The organism is Proteus appendicitidis, from assembly GCF_030271835.1.
GTDB classification, from domain to species: Bacteria; Pseudomonadota; Gammaproteobacteria; order Enterobacterales; family Enterobacteriaceae; genus Proteus; species Proteus appendicitidis.
In genome coordinates this window covers 3,464,952-3,487,415 of record NZ_CP127389.1, presented here as the reverse complement: position 1 = coordinate 3,487,415, position 22,464 = coordinate 3,464,952, and the positions used below count along the sequence as shown (strand labels likewise).

Genomic DNA, 22,464 nt, shown 5'->3' with positions numbered 1-22,464 from the left:
GTTCATCCTTTTGCGTAAGCAAGTATGTGCATGTTGCCAGATGAGCCAGAGATAGAATAGGCTGAATAACGATTATTTTGTTCAGACAGGGGAAAACAGGAGAATAAGTATGTCAAATAGTCTGACCTATTGCTATTTACCGGATGAAATCCGCAAATGGCCAGGTCTGCCGTTATCACTCAGTGGTGAAGAGGTAATGCCACTGGATTATCGTGCTGGTGATAGCGGATGGTTACTGTATGGACGAGAACTCGATAAAAAAAGAATTAGTGAGTTCCAACATAAATTAGGCGTGGCAATCGTAGTGGTTTCTTCATGGCGTATTGATGATTATCAAGTGGTGCGTATTGCCGGTAGTTTAACCCGTCGAATTCGCCGTTTATCTGATGAATGTGGCTTAGATGTCGTTCCTCTAGGTGAAATTCCTCGTTTGCGTTCTCCTGGGCTTCTAGTGATGGATATGGACTCTACAGCTATTCAAATTGAGTGCATTGATGAAATTGCAAAACTGGCAGGTGTAGGAGATAAAGTTGCAGCAATAACAGAACGCGCGATGCAAGGCGAAATGGATTTTAGTGAAAGCTTAAAACTCCGCGTTGCTGAACTTAAAGGTGCGGATGCATCTATTTTGCAAAAAGTAATGGATGATTTACCACTAATGCCAGGATTAACGAGCCTAGTGCGTAAACTTCAAGCAATGGACTGGCATATAGCGATTGCTTCTGGTGGCTTTACGTACTTTGCCGATAATTTAAAACAAAAATTACGCTTAGTAGCTGCTGTTGCTAACCATCTTGAAATTAAAGATGGCAAACTAACGGGTAAAGTTAAAGGCACAATTGTCGATGCGAAGTACAAAGCGCAAGTGTTAGCGCGTTTAGCGAAAGATTTAGAGATCCCAATGGAGCAAACAATTGCCATTGGTGATGGTGCAAACGATCTTAAAATGTTGAGAAAAGCAGGGCTTGGTATTGCTTATCATGCAAAGCCTAAAGTGTATGCTCAGGCGAAAGTCGCTATACGCCATGCGGATCTAATGGGCGTATTGTGCATTTTAAGTGGTGGTTTAAAACACGAAGAGCGCTAAGCGCGTTTTTCTAAAATCGTTATTGTTGGGAGAGAAGTGTGGCAAAAGCAGCAAAAAGAGCCTTTGTATGTAATGAATGTGGTGCAGATTATCCTCGTTGGCAAGGACAATGTTCGGCCTGTCATGCGTGGAATACAATTACAGAAGTGCGTCTTGCTGCCGCCCCTTCTTCCCGTAATGATCGCTTTAGTGGATTTGCGGGTGATGCAAAAGGTGTCAGCCGAGTTCAAAAGCTCTCTGAAATTAGCCTTGAAGCCTTACCGCGTTTCTCAACGGGCTTTAAAGAGTTTGACCGTGTATTAGGTGGTGGTGTAGTACCCGGAAGTGCCATTTTAATCGGGGGAAGCCCCGGCGCAGGTAAAAGTACCTTATTGCTGCAAACCATGTGCCGTTTAGCCACAGAAATGAAAACGCTATATGTTACGGGTGAAGAGTCACTCCAACAGGTTGCTATGCGTGCGCATCGATTAGGTTTACCGACCGCAGAACTGAATATGTTGTCAGAAACCAGTATTGAGCAAATTTGTTTAATTGCCTCACAAGAACAGCCTAAATTAATGGTGATTGACTCTATTCAAGTGATGCATATGGCAGATATTCAATCTTCACCGGGTAGTGTTGCTCAAGTGCGAGAAACCGCGGCTTATTTAACGCGTTTTGCTAAAACCAATGATGTTGCCATTATTATGGTCGGTCATGTGACAAAAGATGGCACATTGGCAGGGCCGAAAGTATTGGAACACTGCATTGACTGTTCTGTTATGTTGGATGGTGAAACGGACTCTCGTTTTCGTACTTTACGCAGCCACAAAAACCGCTTTGGCGCTGTTAATGAGCTAGGTGTGTTTGCGATGACAGAGCAGGGATTACGAGAAGTGAGCAATCCCTCCGCTATCTTTTTAAGCCGAGGCGATGAAATTACATCAGGCAGCTCTGTTATGGTTGTGTGGGAAGGTACAAGACCTTTGCTGGTGGAGATACAAGCGTTAGTTGACCACTCGATGTTGTCCAATCCTCGCCGTGTCGCCGTGGGATTAGAGCAAAATCGCCTTGCTATTCTACTTGCTGTTTTACATCGGCATGGTGGATTACAAATGTCTGATCAAGACGTTTTTGTTAATGTGGTTGGCGGGGTAAAAGTTACGGAAACCAGCGCAGACTTAGCCTTGTTATTATCATTAGTATCGAGTTTTCGTAATCGTCCTTTACCGCGTGATTTAGTGATATTTGGTGAAGTAGGGCTTGCTGGAGAAATTCGACCTGTACCTAGTGGGCAAGAGCGTATTGCAGAAGCAGCAAAACATGGATTTAAACGAGCAATTGTACCTAGCGCAAATATGCCGAAAAAAAATCCCCCTGATATGAAAGTGTATGGTGTGAAAAAGCTGTCAGATGCGTTATCTGTTCTTGATGATTTGGAAGACTTCTAAAGGAGAAAAGTATGGGCTCTTTTGATTATATCAAACAGGCTATCAGAAAAAATGGATATACTTTACAACAAGTTGCTGATGAAAGTGATATGACGAAAGGCTATCTTAGCCAATTGATTAATAATAAAATCAAGAGTCCCAGCGCCCAAAAGATGTCGGCATTACACCAATTTTTAGGGCTAGAATACCCAGTAAAAAAGAAAACCATCGGTGTTATTTTTGGTAAATTTTATCCGCTTCATACAGGGCATATTTATTTAATTCAACGCGCTTGTAGTCAAGTAGATGAATTACATGTGATCCTCTGTCATGACGATCCTCGTGATAAAAATCTATTTATTAACAGTGCAATGTCACAACAACCGACGGTCAGTGACAGATTGCGTTGGTTATTACAAACCTTTAAATATCAAAAAAATATTCGTATTCATGAGTTTGATGAACACGGTATAGAGCCACAACCCCACGGTTGGGAAATGTGGAGTGAAGGGATCAACATGTTTTTGCGAGAAAAGCAGATAACCCCTGATTTTATCTATACCAGCGAACGAGAAGATGCGGATCAATATAATGCTTTCTTAGGGATTGAAACGGTATTGGTTGATCCAGAACGTTCATTTATGAATATCAGTGGCAGTCAAATTCGCCAAGCCCCTTTTAAATATTGGGAATATATCCCCACAGAAGTTAAACCTTTCTTTGTGCGTACCGTAGCTATTTTAGGTGGCGAATCCAGCGGTAAATCCACGTTGGTTAATAAGCTTGCCAATATTTTCAATACCACAAGTGCATGGGAATATGGTCGTGACTATGTTTTCTCTCATTTAGGTGGAGATGAAATGGCACTGCAATATTCCGACTACGATAAAATTGCACTAGGACATGCTCAATATATTGATTTTGCTGTTAAATATGCCAATAAAGTGGCTTTTGTTGATACGGATTTTGTCACAACGCAGGCATTTTGTTTACGTTATGAAGGTAAAGAGCATCCCTTTGTTCAAGCGCTAATTGATGAATACCGTTTCGATTTAGTTATCTTGCTAGAAAACAATACGCCGTGGGTAGCCGATGGCTTGCGCAGTTTAGGCAGTGATAAAGAGAGACGTCGTTTTCAAACCTTACTGATGGAAATGCTTGATAAAAATAACATTGAATATATTAAAATTAATTCCCCAGATTATGACGAACGTTTCTTAAGTTGCGTTGAATTAGTCAGAGAATTATTGATGATGCAATCAAAGCATATTGAGTAAAAACATAATGTAAAAAAACGCCATTAGTGGCGTTTTTTACATGGAAGGATCAAAATAATCACTTAGTTTCAAACTTTTCTCTTTCTTCTCAAGAATAAATCGTCTGTATTCTTTATTACGGATGACTTATCAGAACAAAATCACTTACCAAAAGATAAAAATACATAAAAAAATCTGTCAAATAAGCTATCTACATAATAATGCTATTTTTTTCAATAAGGTGAAAAAGATTACTGAAAATTAATGCGGGGATCTTTATTATAGGTGTTAGGTATAGATTTATCGGTGTGTATTTCTTTTGCCATTAGGTGTGGGGAGTCACACTCTCTATCTTCATTCGCTCAGATGAAGAAGCAGACTATTTTTCGTAAAAGGACAAGATAATGGCGCAACCTTCCCGTGTTTCACTTCATATCAAGAAAACAGTCATTTCGTTAGCGATTGCTGCTTTAGGTTTTACCGTCTCATCAAATGCATTGGCTTACCAAAAAGTTCATCAGCCAGATAATAGTTATCAGCAATATGTTTCTCAGCGTCAAACGGTTGATAGTTTGATCCAAGATGCATTAGATGCCTTTAAGTCACCTGCGCGTGTCTCTGATGCTGGCTTTACGGGAAAACTGCCATCAAATATGGAAATAGTGGCGCAAAAACTGCAACAAGCTTATAAGTTAGAGCCTTATCGCCTCGATTTATTATTTAGTACCGCTAGCGCTTATATCTATAACAATGATGTTTCTCGCGCAATTACGATTTATAAACAGATTTTAGAAGCGGCACCAGATGATATTGATGCGCTAATTTACGTCACTTCATGGACTCGTTTTGAAGGTAAAGACAAAGAGAGCGAAGCCTATTTCAATAAATTGAAATCATTAAATCCAGCAAAAGCAGAAGAAATTAGCCGCTTCTTTGCACAAATTGATCGCGTTAGCAAAATGCCGTTAAGCGATAAATTAACCCCTGCGGATTTAGCGAAACTGAAGAAAACCAAAGATAATAACGCGATTGTGACATTGGGTTATGCATTAAATCCTGATGGCACCATGAATAAGATTTTGATAGATCGCTTAAATAAGACCTTAGAAGTGGCTAAACAATTGCCTGAAGCAATGATTGTCGTCACAGGTGGTGTGCCTAAAGCGCATCAAACGGAAGGTAAGTTAATGGCAGATTGGTTGGTGAAAAACGGTATTGCGCCAGAACGTATTTTCCAAGAGAACTATGCGCGTACAACAGTCGAAAATGCGTTATTTAGCCGTTACGCTTTAACCAAACATCATATTAAAACAGCCGTGATTATTAGCTCTGGTAGCCATGTTCGTCGTGCCGACGCAATTTTTACTCTAGCAAGTTGGCAAAGTGGTCCAAGTGATATCACTTACTTAACGGTTGTTGCACCTGATAAGCCATTAGCGGAATTACAAAAAGCCAGTAAATCAGATATACAAGGTATTTATCGTGATGGTTTAAAAGCGCTAGGATTATGGAGTTTCCGCAGTTATCCACTAGAAGAGCGTTGATTTAGATAAATATTGAATAGTGAAAGAGCTCAAATATGAAGTGATTTTATAACGTTGAGCTCTTTTTTAGATAATAAAAGTAACTTTGATAACGCTCGCTAGTGATTGAAAAAATCTTGAATTGAGAGCGTTTCTGCTCCTGCTGTGGCAGAAGCTTCTTTTAGCAATGTTTGCCAATCATTTGGTGGCTTTCCTGCTTTTAGTTTTGATGAAAATACTTTATATGCATCACTTTTAGAGTCGTAAGCACGCAGTGTATTAAAATCATTAACCAAACCAATAACGATGATCTTATGTTCTTCACTGCATCGAAAAAATAAACGAAACTGTTGTAAAAACTTCGCTCTAAACCAATGTTTATTATTAGATCCTAATGTGTTTCCTAGATGAAATATAGGATCGAGCGGATTTCTAGCTATACGTTCTTCTATTACTTTTTTGATTGCTGTAAGTAATTTAGTGGCGCTTTTTTTCTTATACCCACTTGGATCTGATGCTTTCAATTTTTTGACGTTTTCGATCAATTCAATAATCTGATCCAAAAAGCATTGGTGAAAAAAGATTTTCCAGCCGTTAATTTCTAAAGTATCCATTCCACCTCTGCTAGTCAGTAAGTGGTGCGTCTAAGTCAATTTCAACGCCATCAGTAAGCTCTTTCACCTCAGCCCATAATGTTGTAGGTACTGATTTGATATGCTGTGGGTTTTTCTTCATATCTTTTTCAAGGAAAGAGAGAAATTCAGATATAACGGGATCATCTTGTTCCTTTTCTTGTCGAGATATAATGACTCTACCCCCAGGTAATAGAGAATATTCAATTAATTCTCCAGGCTTTAGCTGTAAAGCATCCCGAATGGCTGCAGGAATTGTTGTTTGACTACGCTCAGTGAGTCGAGATTCAGCGCGTAGAGACACATCCTCAATATTTAGGATCATATTGTTTCTCCTTAACTTTATCCCATGATCAGATAAGTTGTTCAAACGATCGGGAATTTGCAAGTCAGAGTATTGTAATGCAAATGCATTGTGTAATGCAAATGCATTGTGCGTATCGTTTAATAAAACGATTTTTTATGGGTAAATTAGTATATTTATTGAATTGATAACAATTATCATTACTATTGTTTCTTACAATAGTTTATAACGAGAATAATAAAGTGAGAATTCCTCTGATGATATGTGCATTAATGGCTTCTTTCCCTAGTTTTGCTAATTGTTTATCTGTAACAGAAGGTAAAGAAATAATTGGTCAGTTTGATAACAACAACACGTTGTGTTTTACCTCACATTTAGAGAGTGAACGTTATGCGGAACTGAATGTGAAAGGGATACAAAATCTACGTTTAGAAACCCCAAATGGCACACATATTCGTAGCTTATTAAAAGATGTTCCTGCTGATGGGCAACAAAAAGTACGCTTTTTATTGCCTAAAACTGCGAGTTATCAATTGATTGCACAAGGTGAGGAGGGAACACCATGGCAACTCACATTGACAACACAGCCTTATCAGCCATTAGATAAAGATGCCGGTATTGCACCTGTCAGTCCTCGTTTACAAATACTTGCTCATCAATTGAATCAACAAAATATTCAGGCATTTTGGCAACAAGTACGCCATGAAGGTACACCCCTTATTGAGCCTTATGATAATGATAAAAAGTTAGTGACTTTCTTATGGCAAGGTGCAAAAAAGAATGTCTATTTATTAGGATCACCCGATGGTAATCATGACCCGTTAACCCATTTAGCCAATAGTGATATTTGGTACCGCAGTTATATCGTACCTAACGATACATTAATGCAATATAAATTAGCGCCTGATGTGCCTATCATCGAAAATGCAGAGCCATTCGAACAGCGTCGCGCTATTTTAACTACAGCACAATCTGATCCGTTTAATTCCCAAAATTCTCCAAGTCAATCTGAGGATGTCTATAATCACTTTTCTTTATTGTCATTAGACAGTAACCGTGAATGCCAATTACCCGATATTCTAGATAGAACAATGAAAGGCAAGACAGACATTGTGCGTTTTCACAGCCAGATTTTAAATAATGATCGGGAGATCGCACTTTATCAACCAGCAAGAAAAATGACTGTACCTCGAATTTTAGTGTTATTCGATGGACAAACTTATCGTCGCCAATATGGTATTGATCGGTTTTTTGATAAACAGATCGAAGAAGGGAAATTGGCACCGATGATGATCTTATTTGTTGATAGTATTGATAGTGATCGTCGTAGTGTTGAGTTACCGCCAAATCCTGATTTTTACCGTTTCTTGGCCGATGAACTCTTTGTTTGGTTAGAAAAAGAGAAAGGTATTCACGTATCAGGAGAAGAAACGATTGTATCAGGCTCTAGTTATGGCGGGTTAGCATCTTCATGGGTTGCATTTAATCGTCCTGAGCGCTTTGGTAAAGTACTGAGTATGTCTGGCTCTTATTGGTGGGCGCCTGAAAATGAAGAGCCAGAATGGCTTATTCGACAATTTGAGCAAGCAGATAAAAAGCCATTACAGTTTTTCTTAGAAGCGGGGTTATTTGAAAGTCGTGGTGATAAAAGGGGGATTTTAAATAATAATCGTCATCTTAAACAGGTTTTAGAGCAAAAAGACTATCCTGTTAAATCACTCGAAATGGCCAGTGGGCATGATTATATTTCTTGGTGTGAAACCCTGTATTTAGGGGCTAAAGCATTAACTCAAGATTAAGATCACGCCTTAATGCCATGTTTTAGTACCATGCCTTAGTACCATGCTTTAATACAACGAAAGCTTATACACATATTTGCGGTATAAGCTTTTTGTTTGTCATAAGCTTGTCATAAAGTTGTCATCAAAATCACTTTTACTTTTCATTTCTCTGTCATTTAACTGCCGTAAGCTTTTTCTGACTTAAAACATTAACCCTGTTTTTTACTTTAGAGTGCAAGGAAAAAGCTATGTCTCATCGTTACCAACGTTCTATCTTATCCGTTATTGTAACAACGCTATTGGCTGGCGCGAGTTTCTCTTCTTTTGCTGCTCCCGTTGCTGCTGATGCCATTTTAGCTCAAGATCGTGCGGCAAAAGGTAATATCACGGAATTTGGCGGCGCTCGCCGTATGACTCAGGATCAAACTGAGGCATTAAAAGCAGCTTTAAATAACAACCAAGCAAAAAATGTGATCCTCTTTATTGGTGATGGGATGGGGGATTCTGAAATCACCGTTGCGCGTAACTACGCTGAAGGTGCGGGTGGTTTCTTTAAAGGTATCGATGCCTTACCAATGACGGGTCAATACACACACTATTCTTTAGACAGAAAAACCCAAAAGCCTAATTATGTGACAGATTCTGCTGCATCCGCGACAGCATGGGCTTCTGGTGTGAAAACCTATAATGGTGCATTAGGGATTGATGTGTTTGGTAAGGATCATCAAACTATTTTGGAATTAGCGAAAGCCAATGGAAAGGCGACAGGGAACGTGACAACTTCTGAAATTCAAGATGCGACACCTGCAGCGCTGTTCTCGCATGTAACAGGACGCAAATGCTATGGCCCTGTTGAAACGTTAGAAAAATGCTCAACCAATGCCTTAGAAAATGGTGGTAGAGGTTCTATCTCTGAGCAACTTTTAGTCACTCGTGCAGATGTAACATTAGGGGGCGGTGCAAAAAGCTTTGCTCAAACTGCAGCAGCAGGTGAATACAAAGGTAAAACATTAGAGCAACAAGCAATTGAGCGTGGTTATCAAATCGTGAAAGATGCAAAATCATTAGATGCGATTTCGCTTGCGAACCAAGATAAACCCGTACTAGGTTTGTTCCATGAAGGCAATATGGATGTAGCATGGGAAGGTCCTAAAGCCACGTATCATGGTAATTTGAATAATCCACCTTTAGAGTGCAAACCTAATGCCAAGCTCGATCCAAATGCGCCAACACTGGCACAAATGACTAAAAAAGCGATCGACTTACTGAAAACCAATGAAAATGGCTTCTTCTTACAAGTTGAAAGTGCCTCTATCGATAAGCAAGATCATAATGCTAACCCTTGTGGTCAAATTGGTGAAACTGTTGCACTAGATGAAGCCGTACAAATCGGCTTAGATTTTGCAAAACAAAACGGTGATACGCTGATTATCGTGACTGCTGATCATGCTCATTCAAGCCAAATTATTGAAGCTGACGTGAAATCCAGTGGGTTAACACAAGCACTTATCACCAAAGATGGTGCAGTTATGGTGGTGAATTACGGTAACTCAGAAGAAGAGTCACAAGAGCATACTGGGGCGCAATTGCGGGTTGCCGCTTATGGTCCACATGCTGCGAATGTGGTTGGATTAACTGACCAAACAGACTTGTTTTTCACCATGCGTGATGCAATGGGTCTGAAGTAAGTTCAAGTTGAATTTATAGTCTGTCTGAACTTGTAGTCGAATTGCCTTACTAAATTGTTATATTTTCGCGCGACTTAGAGAGATACCCTCTGGTCGCGTTTTTTTATTAAGAATGGAGCCTGTCTAAAATAAAATGATAATAAATCAATAGGTTATTTACAGGCTGATTTTGAAAGTTACACATTCTCTGCTATAATTAACAGAATTTACAAATTAATCTATGTAATATTCTCACTTCTCCATTGATTATTGTACTTAAGTTGCAATATCTTTTTGTCTAATAACACTTTACGTTATTAAGGCATTACCCGTAAAAAATCTTTTCTCAGATAGATTATCTGCTCGTGGTCTTTCTCTTTTTTATGAGATTGAAGGAGAACAGAGTCAAACAAACAACGATAAGAATAAGGTTATTTTTTTATGCTGACACTGCTTCATTTACTCTCATCTGTCGCGCTTCTTGTCTGGGGAACTCATATTGTTCGTACTGGCATTATGCGTGTCTTCGGCTCTGATTTGCGCCGAATTTTAGGTAAAAGTATTAATAAAAAATCCAATGCTTTTCTTGCGGGTGTTGGTGTCACCGCATTAGTCCAAAGTAGTAATGCGACGGCGCTTTTAGTGATCTCTTTTGTGACACAAGGGTTGATTTCGATTACACCGGCACTTGTTATTATGCTAGGGGCAGATGTGGGTACTGCACTGATGGCGCGTGTGCTGACGTTTGATCTTTCTTGGTTATCGCCACTGCTTATCCTTATTGGTGTTATTACTTTTTTAAGCCGTAAAAAAGAGCGAGTAGGGCAACTAGGACGTGTAGGTATTGGTCTTGGTTTGATTTTGTTGGCTTTACAACTCATTGTGACATCGGCAGAACCCATTATGCACGCAAGTGCAGTCCAAGCTATTTTTACTTCTCTTAGTGGCGATACTATTTTAGCGCTATTGGTGGGTGCGCTCTTTGCAATGGTGAGTTACTCAAGCCTTGCGGCTGTGTTGTTAACAGCGACATTAAGTGCAACAGGATTAATGCCATTGTATATCAGCCTCTCTATTGTAATTGGCTCTAATATTGGTAGTGGTTTGCTGGCATTAATCAGTAGTCGAGGACAAAGTGTTGCCTCTCGACAAGTTGTGTTGGGGAGTTTGTTTTTTAAACTGATTGGTGCATTGATTGTTTTACCATGGATAACCTATCTTGCTTCTGAAATACAAAAATATGGATTTTCACCGGCTGAAATCGTTATCTATTTTCATGTTATTTATAATCTTGCTCGCTGTATTTTGATGATCCCTTTTGTCGGCATAATGGCGAAATTATGTCAGCGACTCATTCCTGAATTACCGACTACGGGATCTGAAATGGCACCGCGTTATTTAGATCAATCTGCTATTGATACGCCTTCATTGGCAATTGCTAATGCGGTTAGAGAATCGCTACGATTAGGTGATGTGATAGAACAAATGCTGCAACGTTTTACTGCCTTAATGGAAGGCGATCGTCTGCAAAAAAGGGAAATTAGCCAGTTAGAAGAAGAGGTAGAATTACTCCACAGCAGCATTAAATTGTATATGGCACAAATTCAACAGCATGATCTGGGAACTGAAGATTCCCGGCGTTGGGCTGAAATTATTGATACCGCGATGAATTTACAACAATCTTCCGCTATCATTGCGCGTATGTCGGCTGAAGTGGTGAGTAAAGGTTTAAATCACCACTTATTTTTATCGGAGGAAGGGCGTCGTGAGTTACAGACACTCCTTGAGCGTCTGCAAAGTAATCTGAATCTGGCGATGTCGGTATTTGTTTCCGGCAACATGGAACATGCTCGTAAATTGCGTCGAGCAAAACATCGTTTCCGTTTACTCAACCAGCGTTACTCGTTTGCACATGTAGAACGTCTTCATTTGCATAATATGCAAAGCATTGAAACCAGTTCACTGCATACTAGTTTGCTTGGTGATATGAAACGGTTGAATTCCTTGTTCTGTGCTGTGGCTTATCACGCACTAGAACGAAGTGAATCATCATCAGAACAGGTTAATCTTTAATAATGAAATACACTATTCGTCAATTAACACGAAATGAAATCCCACAAGTATGGGCAATTGATAGAACCGAGCTTATTGAAAAGCTATATGTCTTAAAAGAAGGAACGTTGCGTTTATCAGAGCAACGCTTTGATATGAAAGGTTGGCCAGAAGGTGAAGCAGAGCATTACACACCTGTTTTACTTGAAAGTTTTGATCGAGGTGCCGCTTTCTGGGGTGTTTTTAAACAAGATCAGTTGGTCGCAGCAGCAAGTGTTGATCCACAAAAACGAGGTCAAAATAACGCTTTACTTCAACTCTCTTTTTTACATGTTAGCCACCAGCAACGTGGGCAAGGTTTAGCGCGAATATTATTTGATTATTGTGTGGAATATGCGAAGAAAAAAGGGGCTGGTGGGTTATATATCTCATCAACACCTTCTGAAAATAGCGTGAATTTTTATCAGCATTTAGGGTGTCGTTTAATTGATATTCCTGATCCTGAACTTTATGAAAGAGAGCCTGAAGATATTCATTTAGTCTTTCATTTTATCGAGACAAATAACACTTAATTTCGTTTATTGACTACGATAACAACATAATAAAATGCAATGCCTTATCGTGAAAATGATAAGGCATTTTTTATGTACCATACTAAAAAATAGACATAACCATTTAAAAAATAAGGATATAAGGTAAGTTTTTTTTCTTTATATAAGTTGATTTAGCATGGTGGTTATATAATAATGAAAATCATTATCATTAATGGTGGGTTATTATGGCTAAACCAACGCGCTTATCTCCAGTTACGTCTTGGACATCTCGTATTAGTTTATGGGAAATGTTGGCTATTTCTTCCTTACTAACGGTGATTATGCATTCTATTGCAGGAACGGCTGCATTTACGCTGGTTTTAGTCGTTTCAATGCTGTTATCAACATTTATGTTATTCCACAAAAAATTACAAATGTGGGTAATGATCCCCGCTGGCGTTGTATTAACCTATAGCTTGATGACACTTTTAGTCGCGTATTACGGATAGAGAAAAGAATATTCAGCGTGTAATCGAATGGGTGTTATTACAGAAAAAAAAGAAGGGTTATTGAGTGGTGCGAAGAGGGGGACTTGAACCCCCACGTCCGTAAGAACACTAACACCTGAAGCTAGCGCGTCTACCAATTCCGCCATCCTCGCAGTCTTACTCAATTAATTTTACATACATTGTCTGTTTGGTGCGAAAGGGGGGACTTGAACCCCCACGTCCGTAAGGACACTAACACCTGAAGCTAGCGCGTCTACCAATTCCGCCACTCTCGCATTCAGACAGGAAGCGAATTCTATGCCTTTTATTTTTGGCGTCAATTATTTTTTATCAATAAATTATCTTGGAGATGAAAAATAAAACGCCTTGGAGCATTACTTAAAATCAGTCCAAAAATAAAGCCCTGTTATAAAATAACAGGGCTTGTGATTACTCTTTTTTAGTTGCTTGGTAAACTTTGAATTTACTTGTAGATGCAAGCACTTCATGAGAGCCGAATACCTGATCCAGTATATCTGGATAAGGGATAAATGCATTCGCTACAATGCGTAATTTACCGCCTCTTTTTAGATAATTTGGTGCAAGGCGAATAATATCTTCAGCCGCTTCATAGCTTGTACCTAAACCATCATGGAAAGGTGGGTTTGAGATTATCCAATCATAAGTTTCTTCAACCGCTGAATAGACATTACTCGCAATCACTCGCCCTTCTAATTCATTTACGTTTAAGGTGGCGATACTCGAAGAAATTGCCGCAGCATTCACATCACACAGTGTCAGTTTCAACATTGGGTTTTTCTTACCAAGTACAGTGGCAATAACACCACAACCACATGCCATATCCAGTAAATCCCCTACCATTGCATCATCAAAAGTAGAGAGTAATAAACGGCTACCTTCATCTAATGCATTTTGGCTAAAGACACCCGGTAATGCCATTACAGTAAGATCGTCATGGCGATAAGTTTGCCACCAGTTATTACGGTCAAACAGTGTTTGATATGTTTGAGTACCAAAAAATAAGCTACAACGGCGTGCTGAATCTATTTTTTTAAGTTTAGCGATGCCGTTCATTAATTCTGTGGCACTTTTAACACCGCTACGGTTTTCACCGACGATAAAGATTTCAGTACCCACTTGTAAGTTAGAGCAAAGGCTACGCAGTTGGAAAGTGGCTTCGTTTTTATTTTTAGGCCAAAAATAGATCAAGGTATTGCAATATTTAACAAAGGATTGATCAGCAACTAAACCAAAGAGTGCGTTATCACCCATTGATTTTAGTAATGGTAGCCACTGGTGATATTGGTTGGTATATGCACGGACACTCTTCGCCTGAATTTGTGCCGCAAAAGTATCTTGAAGATCACCTGCAATAAGTACATGCCTGTCTGCGAAATGATCTAGGTGACGAAGAATAACTTCGCTAGCAGGGGACAGTGAGGACATTATGATTATTACTCCTTAAAAAACATGAGACGCATGATATCAGATATAAAGAAACCGACGCTATTTATTGGCGTAGTTTATGCCCTCTGATACTATGTACCGTTGTTCTACACTTGATAGGTAAGCATAATGAGCCGTAAAGACAGAATGTTATCCCAACTTGGAATTCGTCAGTGGGTACTTCGTAAGCCTGCTGTGTTAAAAGGCGAGCATTCTGTTCAATTTCCGGATACAACACGTTTACTTATCATTACTGATGATACCGTTGATCTAAATAACGGGCTTTTCTCTGATATTTTTAGCGCCATGGGGATAGATAAAGACGAAATCTATTGTATTACAACAGATGATGTGAGCATGCTCACAGAATCATTTGATCTTCCCTGCTGGTTATTAGGCACTGATCTCATACTTCCCTCTGAATATACTTCTCTGAGAAGCCCTTCATTACATCAGTTATATTTTGATGCTGATGCAAAACGCGATCTTTGGAAACAAATCTATCAATATGAAGACCATTTCACCCTTAAACCCTGCTGATTTACCTTTAGCATGGCAAATTGAAAAATTAAGTCATTCATTTCCTTGGAGTGAAGAAACATTTTATAGTAACCAAGGAAGTCATTATTTTAATCTGAAAATTTGCATTGATAATATTATTGTAGGTTTTGCAATTACGCAATTAATATTAGATGAGGCAACCCTTTTTAATATTGCGATTCACCCTGATTATCAGGGGAAAGGTTATGGTAAAGCGTTGTTACTGGAACTAATTGAAACCCTTGAGAAAAAAAATATCACGACTCTGTGGTTAGAGGTGCGAGAGTCTAATGAAAAAGCGTTCAATCTCTATGAATCTATAGGATTTAATTTCGTTTCGAAGCGCAAAAACTATTACCCAACAAAGACGGGAAATGAAGATGCGATTATCATGGCTTATCCTATTTCTTTCTAATTAAATCTTTATTTAAGTTAAATTTAAGACGCCTTCTATTAGGCGTTTTTTTTATTTTATTTTAAGTCTTAGAATTTTATTTTTTATTAATTGTATTTAAAATTTATCTTTGTTTTTACTTAATGTAAATTTATCAAGTTAATTTCACTTTTGTCATTGTTTAATTTTAAAACGTTAGGTGATTATAACTATGTTGAAAAGGTGAATAGTATTTAAAATAAGTAAATTGAATATTTATTTTTGTTTTAAATAAAGTGATTAATCTCTAAATATAGACAAAATTAAATCCAAATAAAGGAGGATTTATTTTGATCCTTATATTCAATCCCGATTTTAACCTAAAATAAATAGGCTAATTCTTTGCTTTATTCGTTGCTCAGAAAGGTAGCTTGTAAAATTTTTAGTCAACATAGGTACGTTAAGCGTTTCAATGAAAACAAGGTTGCTTTATAAGGCGATAGCTAGATTGGTTCTTATAAAGCAAACAAACCAAAGTATTGCAGATGTTACTCATAGACTAAACTAAGTAAGCCTTCTAGGTTTTAGTCGTGTGGGTTTAAAAATTGGCTATTATGCGGCGATTTTCGCCGTGAATGGAAAGAATGGTAAACCACTTCTTATTATGATAGTTTACTAAATTTAGGTTTTACGGCGAATTGCGCCGCGAAATGATAAAAAGATAAACTAGAGAAAGGATTTGGTGTTTAGAAATGATTAGTCATTCCCAGCGAGAAACGGCGAAAGAGTCTTATAAACAGTCTCTTAAAACTCTTTTACCTTATGGCATGTTAGCTACAAAGAAATGGCTTGCAGAGCAGGGCTTGAGTGCTCATTCATTAGATAACGCTGTCAAAACCGATACGTTATTGCTACTAGCTACAGGTGTTTACAGCCAGTATTCCCGATCTGTCACTTGGGAAGGCGTAGTAGCTTCTATGCAGCGTATGATGGATAAAAATGTAGATGAACAACTTCCGCCTGTTGTGGTCGGTGGATTGTCAGCGCTTTCCATATCTGGTTTGTCACAATATTTGTCATTAGGGAGTACACCTCATATTCATTTATATGCAGCGAGAAAGCTTCCCTCCTGGCTTGCGAGACTGTCATTACCAATTAAGTTCGAGGGGCATAGTACAAGTAAACTTTGGCCTGATAGCTTATTAAAAGATAGAGCATTCGTTAAAGAGTATAAATGGGAAGAGCAATTGCCACCTGTGTATTTTTCATGTCCGGAAAAAGCCATATTAGAGGTGTTGGTAGATTTGCCTGAAAGTGTGTCATTTGAACATGCCGATGAGTTAATGCAGGGGTTGGTAAACTTATCTCCAAGAAAGCTTGATACGCTTTTAAAAGCGTGTAAAAGCGTAAAGGTCAAACGCTTGTTCTTTTGGCTTGCAAAACGCCAAGCTTATTCTTGGTTTGATAAATTAAATGTAGAAAATTACGATTTAGGCTCAGGTAAACGTGTTGTTGCTAAAGGTGGAAAGTTAGATACAGAGTATCTAATAACAGTACCTCAGCATATGGCATTGGCAAGTAAAGGATCAGTTTAGTATGGATAGAAATAGTATTTATTACAAACAAGTACAGCTTTTGATACAAGTATTGCCTTTCGTTGCCAAACAGAAATGTTTTGCGCTCAAAGGTGGTACAGCAATCAATTTATTTGTCAGAGACTTTCCTCGTTTATCGGTCGATATTGATTTGGTGTATCTGCCAATGAAAAGCCGTGATGATGCTTTACAGGAAATCTGTGATGCTCTTGATGCTATTAGCGCGGATTTAAAAATAGCGTTTAAAGACGTCGAGCTAACAGAAGCCTATCGGTCAAAACGCGATGCCCTGAGGTTGATCGTTGCTCGCAATAGTGTGCAGATCAAAGTCGAGCTATCACCAGTATTGCGCGGTACTGTTTATGAACCAAAGTTGATGGAAGTTTGCACAGCCGTAGAAGACGAATTTGGTTATGTTGAAATGCCTGTTGTTGATCTAGCTGATCTTTATGCAGGAAAGATATGTGCAGCATTGGATAGACAGCATCCAAGAGACTTATTTGATGTTAAGTGGCTTTTGGAGAATGAAGGGCTAACGGATGAAATTCGTAAAGCATTACTCGTCTATTTATCAAGTCATAATCGGCCAATGGCTGAATTGCTCAGTCCGCAATTTAAGGATATTACTGCCACCTATGAAGGTGAATTTACCAATATGGCCGAGACGGATGTTCCGTTGGCGGAACTAGAAGCCGTAAGGGTGCGCCTAGTAGACCTTATTCACCAAGGAATGACCAATATTGAAAAGGATTTTTTGCTATCCTTTAAAAATCGAAAGCCCAATTGGTCTTTACTCGGCTTGGATGGAGCCAGTGAGCTTCCTGCCATCAAATGGAAACAAATCAATTTGGCAAGAATGCCGAATGATAAACATGCACAAGCCCTAGAAAAGCTGAAAGATGTTCTCGGTATATGATTTCTAAAAAATAGACATTTATGTCGTGTTGAACACTTCCATGCTGTTCTCTTGTTACAATATTAACTGTTACAAGAGTGAGTATTGCAGTTTAAATTGTAGAAATGGTAACCAATTACGCAACCATTGATTGTGTATACAGGCAAGATAGGCGAAAATAAGCGCCAATTAAGATTAACTTACGGGTTGAATGTCTTTATAGTCACTTTAATTATTACTTATAGAAATATATCAGTGCCTTACATTCTCTCGTCTATCAACTAGAAGATCACCATTGATGTCTAATCCTATTTTTCAGCAAGAAGTTGCTCGTCGTAGAACTTTTGCCATTATTTCCCACCCCGATGCGGGTAAAACAACCATCACTGAAAAAGTGTTGTTATTCGGACAAGCAATTCAACGTGCAGGAACCGTAAAAGGTCGTGGTTCAAATCAGCATGCAAAGTCTGACTGGATGGAAATGGAAAAACAACGTGGTATTTCTATTACAACCTCAGTCATGCAGTTCCCTTATGCAGATTGCTTAGTTAACTTATTAGATACCCCAGGGCACGAAGACTTCTCAGAAGATACTTATCGTACTTTAACCGCAGTTGACTGCTGTTTAATGGTAATTGACTCTTCTAAAGGGGTCGAAGATCGTACTCGTAAGTTAATGGAAGTAACACGTTTACGTGATACCCCAATTCTGACTTTTATGAATAAACTCGACCGTGATATTCGTGATCCAATGGAAGTCATGGACGAAGTTGAAACAGAATTAAAAATTGCGTGTAGCCCTGTGACTTGGCCTATTGGTTGCGGAAAACTCTTCAAAGGGGTTTATCACATTCTGAAAGATGAAACCTATCTTTATCAAACAGGACAAGGACATACCATTCAGGATTCTCGCGTCATCAAAGGGTTAGATAACCCAGAGCTTGATGAAGCTATTGGTGATGATTTAGCAAGTCAATTACGTGATGAATTAGAGTTAGTATTAGGTGCTTCTCATGAATTTGATCATGAGGCATTTTTAGCTGGCGAATTAACCCCAGTGTTCTTTGGTACTGCATTAGGTAACTTTGGTGTTAACCATATGCTTGATGGCCTCGTAAAATGGGCGCCAGCACCAATGCCTCGCCAAACAGATATGCGTGAAGTTACCGCTTCGGAAGAAACATTCACAGGTTTCGTCTTTAAGATCCAAGCCAATATGGACCCTAAACACCGTGACCGTGTTGCATTCCTACGCGTTGTATCTGGTATGTATGATAAAGGAATGAAATTACACCAAGTTCGAATTAAAAAGGATGTAGTGATTTCCGATGCATTAACCTTTATGGCAGGCGATCGTTCTCACGTTGAACATGCATATCCAGGGGATATTATCGGTCTTCATAACCACGGTACAATTCAAATTGGTGATACCTTTACCCAAGGCGAGATCCTGAAGTTTACAGGTATTCCAAACTTTGCCCCAGAATTGTTCCGCCGTATTCGTTTACGTGATCCGTTAAAACAGAAGCAGTTACTTAAAGGGTTGGTACAGCTATCAGAAGAGGGTGCTGTACAGGTCTTTAGACCACTGGCGAACAACGATTTAATCGTAGGTGCTGTCGGTGTGCTTCAGTTTGATGTGGTTGTTGCAAGATTGAAGAGTGAATATAACGTTGAAGCGATTTATGAATCCGTTAACGTTTCAACAGCACGCTGGGTCGAGTGTAATAACGAGAAAAAACTCGAAGAGTTTAAACGTAAAAACGAACAAAACTTGGCACTTGATGGTGGCGATAATTTAACTTATATCGCACCAACGATGGTTAACTTGAATTTAACGCGTGAGCGTTATCCTGAGGTTGAATTCCATCAGACCCGTGAACACTAAATACTCGTTCTTACTCGTCATACTTCAAGCTGTAACGTTGTTGGCTACGTTCATTCGCACTAGTCACATACTTATGTATGCTCCTAGCGACTCATTCACTTGTCGCCTAGTTACAGCTCGAATTATTTAGAGTAAGAGTGTTGTTATGTTTCAAGTTGCAGCGTTGTTGACTACGTTTATTCGCACTAGTCACATACTTATTCTGAGTGTTTAACTTAATGAAAAGGCTATATTTTTAATATAGCCTTTTTTGTTTCTTCGCTTTGTTGAGTATTTACTCTTAATAAACCTCAGTGAAAGAGCCGATTTTCTTTGTTAAATGTGCTTTGCATACCCCTAATATCCTACCGAAAAACCCTTCTTCATTTGGAATTACTCCTTTTTTTTTCTGCTAACATGATGCCCGTTTTTATACTTATTTATAAATATATGTAATTTTTTTTATAGTTTTATTAGTTATTATTAGAATAAAATAATTAGGATTAGTCTTTATTTGTTATTTTTTGCTTTATTTAACTCTAATAGCTTATTAGTGTAATAGCTTGGATTGTTAAAATTTTGTAGTACTTCATAAAAATACAGATATTAAAACACACATATTTCCTATCGCCGTTATTGTGATTAGGGGGAGAGCAATGAAACAATATAAAACGCTAAAATTAGCGCTAGTAATGTCAATGAGTTTAGCTTTTGTCAGTATGGGCGCATCAGCCGAAACATCGTGGTATAACGAAATTAATAATAATGGGAATAATACAGGTCACTATTTAAGTGATACTTCTATTTCTAATAAAATTAAAGAGACGCTATTGCCAATGCAAGACATCGATAGTGACAATATTTCTATTCGTACTGAATTTGGACATGTCTTTCTTTCAGGTTTTGTTGATAGTAAAGCGCAAGAAGAAAAAATATTACAAGTTATTGAAAAACTTGAAGGTGTTAAAAGCGTAGACTCAGATGTAAATATCAAATCATAATATGATTTTCTTTTATGCTAGTCATACGCTAAGAAGATAGTGTCTAATTTATTTGTCTGAATACGTAAAATTAATGACGTCAAAAAAATGTGAGGGTATCCTTTGTTAAGTTGTATAAAGGAGACATTATGGGGAAGTATATACCTGTCACATTAAATAATATTACAGCACTCGAATTTCAATCATCATTACCACAAGGTAAAGTTGCTTTAGTTTGTGAAGGCGGGGGGCAACGTGGGATCTTTACTGCGGGTGTCCTTGATGAATTTATGCGATCACAATTTGATCCCTTTGATATTTTACTCGGGGTATCTGCAGGGGCGCAAAATTTATCTGCTTTTGCCTGTGGTCAGCGTGGGTATGCACGTAAAATTATTAATCGCTATACAACCAATAACCAATTCTTCAATCCCATTCGCTTTGTCCGTGGCGGCAATTTACTCGATCTTGATTGGTATATAGAAACGACAGCCAAAGAGATGCCTCTTGATATACCAACAGCATTACGCCGTTTTGATGCAGGCCGCGAATTTTATATGGTGGCAAGTCGTTCTGATAATTTTCAGGCAAATTACTTTCAGCCCGATGAACCGACTTGGCTTGATATAATCAAAGCATCCAGCGCTATTCCTGCTTTTTATCGTAATGGTGTCTTATTTCATGATGTTGTTTATCATGATGGGGGTATTAGTGATGCTATTCCTGTGAGAGAAGCTTATCGACGTGGCTGTCGTACCATTGTCGTTGTTCGTACCGTTCCTTCTGAATATCAATACACAACAGAATGGGTTGATCGTATGGGGAGATGGTTTGAAAATAGCCGTTTGCAGCGCTTTATGGAGATGGCACAAGTACATATCGAAACTTATACCGACACCATTAAATTTATCCAATCTCCCCCAGAAGATGTTGTAGTTATTGAAATATATCCACCAACGACATTGCAATCTAGTGCATTAGGAAGCCGTTTAAATGCATTAAATCATGATTATCATGTGGGTAGACGTTGTGGGCGCTATTTTCTGGCGACAATTGGTCAACATTTCGCTAAGAAAAAATTCAAACAGTATGATAAAAAAGTCTTTAGCTTGTTTGAAGAAGAAGCGAAGGCTGATAAAGCGGAGAATGCTTCTATTATTCAGCAGGGAACGCGAAGCGTACATCCTGACGTGAGGAAAATTCAGAATGAATAAATTTATTGATACTCACTGCCATTTTGATTTTCCTGTTTTTTATGATGATCTTGCCAACAGCTTGTCACTAGCGCATCAAGCTCATGTTGAAAAAATAATTATTCCCGCTGTTGCACGTTGGAATTTTGATGTTGTTGCAGAGTTAGCTAATAATCATCATCAATTATATTGTGCATTGGGGTTACACCCTTTATATATTGAAGAGCACACTGAACAGCATCTCTTGGAATTAAAACAGAAATTAAAAACAACTTCTCGTTGTGTTGCCATCGGAGAGATAGGGCTTGATGATTATATGGATAATCCTCAGCCTGAAAAGCAAGAGGCGTTTTTAATTGCACAGCTTAAACTCGCAATTGAATTTGATTTGCCGGTGATCCTGCATTCACGTAAAACCCACGATAAGTTAAGTGCGCTTTTACGCCGTTATGATGTGCCTCGCAAAGGGGTTATTCATGGTTTTGCAGGAAGTTTGCAACAGGCAGAAAAGTTTATTCAGCAAGGCTATTTTATTGGCGTTGGTGGAACGATTACTTATGAGCGAGCGCAGAAAACTCGCCGTGCAATTGCGTCGTTACCACTAGAATTTCTGTTATTAGAAACAGATGCTCCTGATATGCCTGTGAGTGGTTTTCAAGGTGAGCCTAATCGCCCTGAACGTATTCAGAACGTTTTTTCCCAACTCTGTGAGTTGCGGCAAGGATCACCAGAGGTGATCGCAGAGCAACTCTACCTCAATAGCCTACAATTATTTGGGCTTAACAATATTACCTAGTTCTCGAATTGCATTTAACTTTGCTG

Annotated in this window: 20 protein-coding genes and 2 tRNA genes; 17 read left to right on the top strand and 5 right to left on the bottom strand. The window is 38.6% G+C overall.

The genetic code is table 11. The annotated features are described in order from the left end of the window. Positions 1 to 109: 109 nt before the first annotated feature. From serB to QQS39_RS16005, 4 genes are all read left to right on the top strand, one after another. Complete coding sequence (gene serB / locus QQS39_RS16020) at positions 110 to 1,087, top strand: phosphoserine phosphatase (RefSeq protein WP_151436117.1); 978 nt, start codon at positions 110 to 112, stop codon at positions 1,085 to 1,087. 38 nt (positions 1,088 to 1,125) lie between these two features. Further along, positions 1,126 to 2,517 carry a DNA repair protein RadA gene (radA, locus tag QQS39_RS16015; RefSeq protein ID WP_165122335.1) on the top strand — a complete coding sequence of 464 codons (1,392 nt, stop codon included), beginning with the start codon at positions 1,126 to 1,128 and terminating at the stop codon, positions 2,515 to 2,517. An 11-nt stretch (positions 2,518 to 2,528) separates the two neighbouring features. Continuing rightward, positions 2,529 to 3,773, top strand: a complete 1,245-nt coding sequence (gene nadR, locus QQS39_RS16010) for a multifunctional transcriptional regulator/nicotinamide-nucleotide adenylyltransferase/ribosylnicotinamide kinase NadR (RefSeq protein ID WP_285804915.1) — start codon at positions 2,529 to 2,531, stop codon at positions 3,771 to 3,773. Between the two features lie 383 nt (positions 3,774 to 4,156). After that, a complete protein-coding gene (locus QQS39_RS16005) occupies positions 4,157 to 5,296 on the top strand; it encodes an ElyC/SanA/YdcF family protein (RefSeq protein WP_151436114.1) in 1,140 nt (379 codons plus the stop codon). Between the two features lie 98 nt (positions 5,297 to 5,394). Here QQS39_RS16005 and QQS39_RS16000 read toward each other — a convergent pair whose 3' ends face one another. Together QQS39_RS16000 and QQS39_RS15995 are read right to left on the bottom strand one after the other, a co-directional pair. Continuing rightward, positions 5,395 to 5,889 carry a type II toxin-antitoxin system YhaV family toxin gene (locus QQS39_RS16000; protein WP_285804914.1) on the bottom strand — a complete coding sequence of 165 codons (495 nt, stop codon included), beginning with the start codon at positions 5,887 to 5,889 and terminating at the stop codon, positions 5,395 to 5,397. 10 nt (positions 5,890 to 5,899) lie between these two features. Continuing rightward, positions 5,900 to 6,232, bottom strand: coding sequence for a type II toxin-antitoxin system PrlF family antitoxin (locus QQS39_RS15995; RefSeq protein WP_151436112.1), 333 nt, complete (start codon positions 6,230 to 6,232; stop codon positions 5,900 to 5,902). A gap of 221 nt (positions 6,233 to 6,453) precedes the next feature. On the opposite strand from QQS39_RS15995, the gene QQS39_RS15990 reads away from it, so the two are divergent. The 5 genes from QQS39_RS15990 (at position 6,454) to QQS39_RS15970 (ending at position 12,753) form a co-directional block, all read left to right on the top strand. Further along, a complete protein-coding gene (locus tag QQS39_RS15990; RefSeq protein WP_285804913.1) occupies positions 6,454 to 8,010 on the top strand; it encodes an alpha/beta hydrolase-fold protein in 1,557 nt (518 codons plus the stop codon). A 230-nt stretch (positions 8,011 to 8,240) separates the two neighbouring features. Continuing rightward, positions 8,241 to 9,680 (top strand): alkaline phosphatase, encoded by a 1,440-nt coding sequence (gene phoA / locus QQS39_RS15985; RefSeq protein WP_285804912.1) that lies wholly within the window; start codon positions 8,241 to 8,243, stop codon positions 9,678 to 9,680. Between the two features lie 420 nt (positions 9,681 to 10,100). Further along, positions 10,101 to 11,732 (top strand): Na/Pi cotransporter family protein, encoded by a 1,632-nt coding sequence (locus QQS39_RS15980; protein ID WP_151436110.1) that lies wholly within the window; start codon positions 10,101 to 10,103, stop codon positions 11,730 to 11,732. A 2-nt stretch (positions 11,733 to 11,734) separates the two neighbouring features. Continuing rightward, entirely contained in the window at positions 11,735 to 12,283 is a 549-nt protein-coding gene (locus tag QQS39_RS15975; RefSeq protein ID WP_151436109.1) for a GNAT family N-acetyltransferase, read from the top strand. A 206-nt stretch (positions 12,284 to 12,489) separates the two neighbouring features. Next, a complete protein-coding gene (locus QQS39_RS15970) occupies positions 12,490 to 12,753 on the top strand; it encodes a DUF1435 family protein (protein ID WP_151436108.1) in 264 nt (87 codons plus the stop codon). 65 nt (positions 12,754 to 12,818) lie between these two features. Here the strand turns inward: QQS39_RS15970 and QQS39_RS15965 are convergent. From QQS39_RS15965 to rsmC, 3 genes are all read right to left on the bottom strand, one after another. Beyond that, positions 12,819 to 12,905, bottom strand: a tRNA-Leu gene (locus QQS39_RS15965). Positions 12,906 to 12,941: 36 nt separating this feature from the next. Then, positions 12,942 to 13,028, bottom strand: a tRNA-Leu gene (locus tag QQS39_RS15960). Between the two features lie 154 nt (positions 13,029 to 13,182). Continuing rightward, complete coding sequence (gene rsmC, locus QQS39_RS15955; RefSeq protein ID WP_151436107.1) at positions 13,183 to 14,199, bottom strand: 16S rRNA (guanine(1207)-N(2))-methyltransferase RsmC; 1,017 nt, start codon at positions 14,197 to 14,199, stop codon at positions 13,183 to 13,185. A gap of 129 nt (positions 14,200 to 14,328) precedes the next feature. Between rsmC and QQS39_RS15950 the strand changes: the two genes are divergently transcribed. The 8 genes from QQS39_RS15950 (at position 14,329) to QQS39_RS15915 (ending at position 22,438) form a co-directional block, all read left to right on the top strand. Next, positions 14,329 to 14,739 (top strand): DNA polymerase III subunit psi, encoded by a 411-nt coding sequence (locus QQS39_RS15950; protein WP_023582915.1) that lies wholly within the window; start codon positions 14,329 to 14,331, stop codon positions 14,737 to 14,739. Further along, positions 14,708 to 15,154 carry a ribosomal protein S18-alanine N-acetyltransferase gene (rimI, locus tag QQS39_RS15945; RefSeq protein WP_151436106.1) on the top strand — a complete coding sequence of 149 codons (447 nt, stop codon included), beginning with the start codon at positions 14,708 to 14,710 and terminating at the stop codon, positions 15,152 to 15,154. The genes QQS39_RS15950 and rimI overlap by 32 nt, the downstream gene beginning before the upstream one ends. Positions 15,155 to 15,864: 710 nt before the next feature. Beyond that, the gene (locus QQS39_RS15940; RefSeq protein WP_151436105.1) at positions 15,865 to 16,707 is read left to right on the top strand and encodes a type IV toxin-antitoxin system AbiEi family antitoxin; all 843 of its coding nucleotides are present in this window, start codon (positions 15,865 to 15,867) and stop codon (positions 16,705 to 16,707) included. 1 nt (position 16,708) lies between these two features. Beyond that, positions 16,709 to 17,623 carry a nucleotidyl transferase AbiEii/AbiGii toxin family protein gene (locus tag QQS39_RS15935; RefSeq protein WP_285804911.1) on the top strand — a complete coding sequence of 305 codons (915 nt, stop codon included), beginning with the start codon at positions 16,709 to 16,711 and terminating at the stop codon, positions 17,621 to 17,623. Between the two features lie 277 nt (positions 17,624 to 17,900). Continuing rightward, positions 17,901 to 19,490: a peptide chain release factor 3 gene (gene prfC / locus QQS39_RS15930; protein WP_151436103.1), complete on the top strand. Its 1,590-nt coding sequence runs from the start codon at positions 17,901 to 17,903 to the stop codon at positions 19,488 to 19,490. A gap of 635 nt (positions 19,491 to 20,125) precedes the next feature. After that, complete coding sequence (locus tag QQS39_RS15925; RefSeq protein ID WP_151436102.1) at positions 20,126 to 20,470, top strand: BON domain-containing protein; 345 nt, start codon at positions 20,126 to 20,128, stop codon at positions 20,468 to 20,470. Between the two features lie 128 nt (positions 20,471 to 20,598). Continuing rightward, positions 20,599 to 21,663, top strand: coding sequence for a patatin-like phospholipase family protein (locus QQS39_RS15920; protein ID WP_285804910.1), 1,065 nt, complete (start codon positions 20,599 to 20,601; stop codon positions 21,661 to 21,663). Then, positions 21,656 to 22,438 carry a TatD family hydrolase gene (locus tag QQS39_RS15915; RefSeq protein ID WP_151436100.1) on the top strand — a complete coding sequence of 261 codons (783 nt, stop codon included), beginning with the start codon at positions 21,656 to 21,658 and terminating at the stop codon, positions 22,436 to 22,438. Before QQS39_RS15920 ends, QQS39_RS15915 begins: the two co-directional genes overlap by 8 nt. Positions 22,439 to 22,464 lie beyond the last annotated feature (26 nt).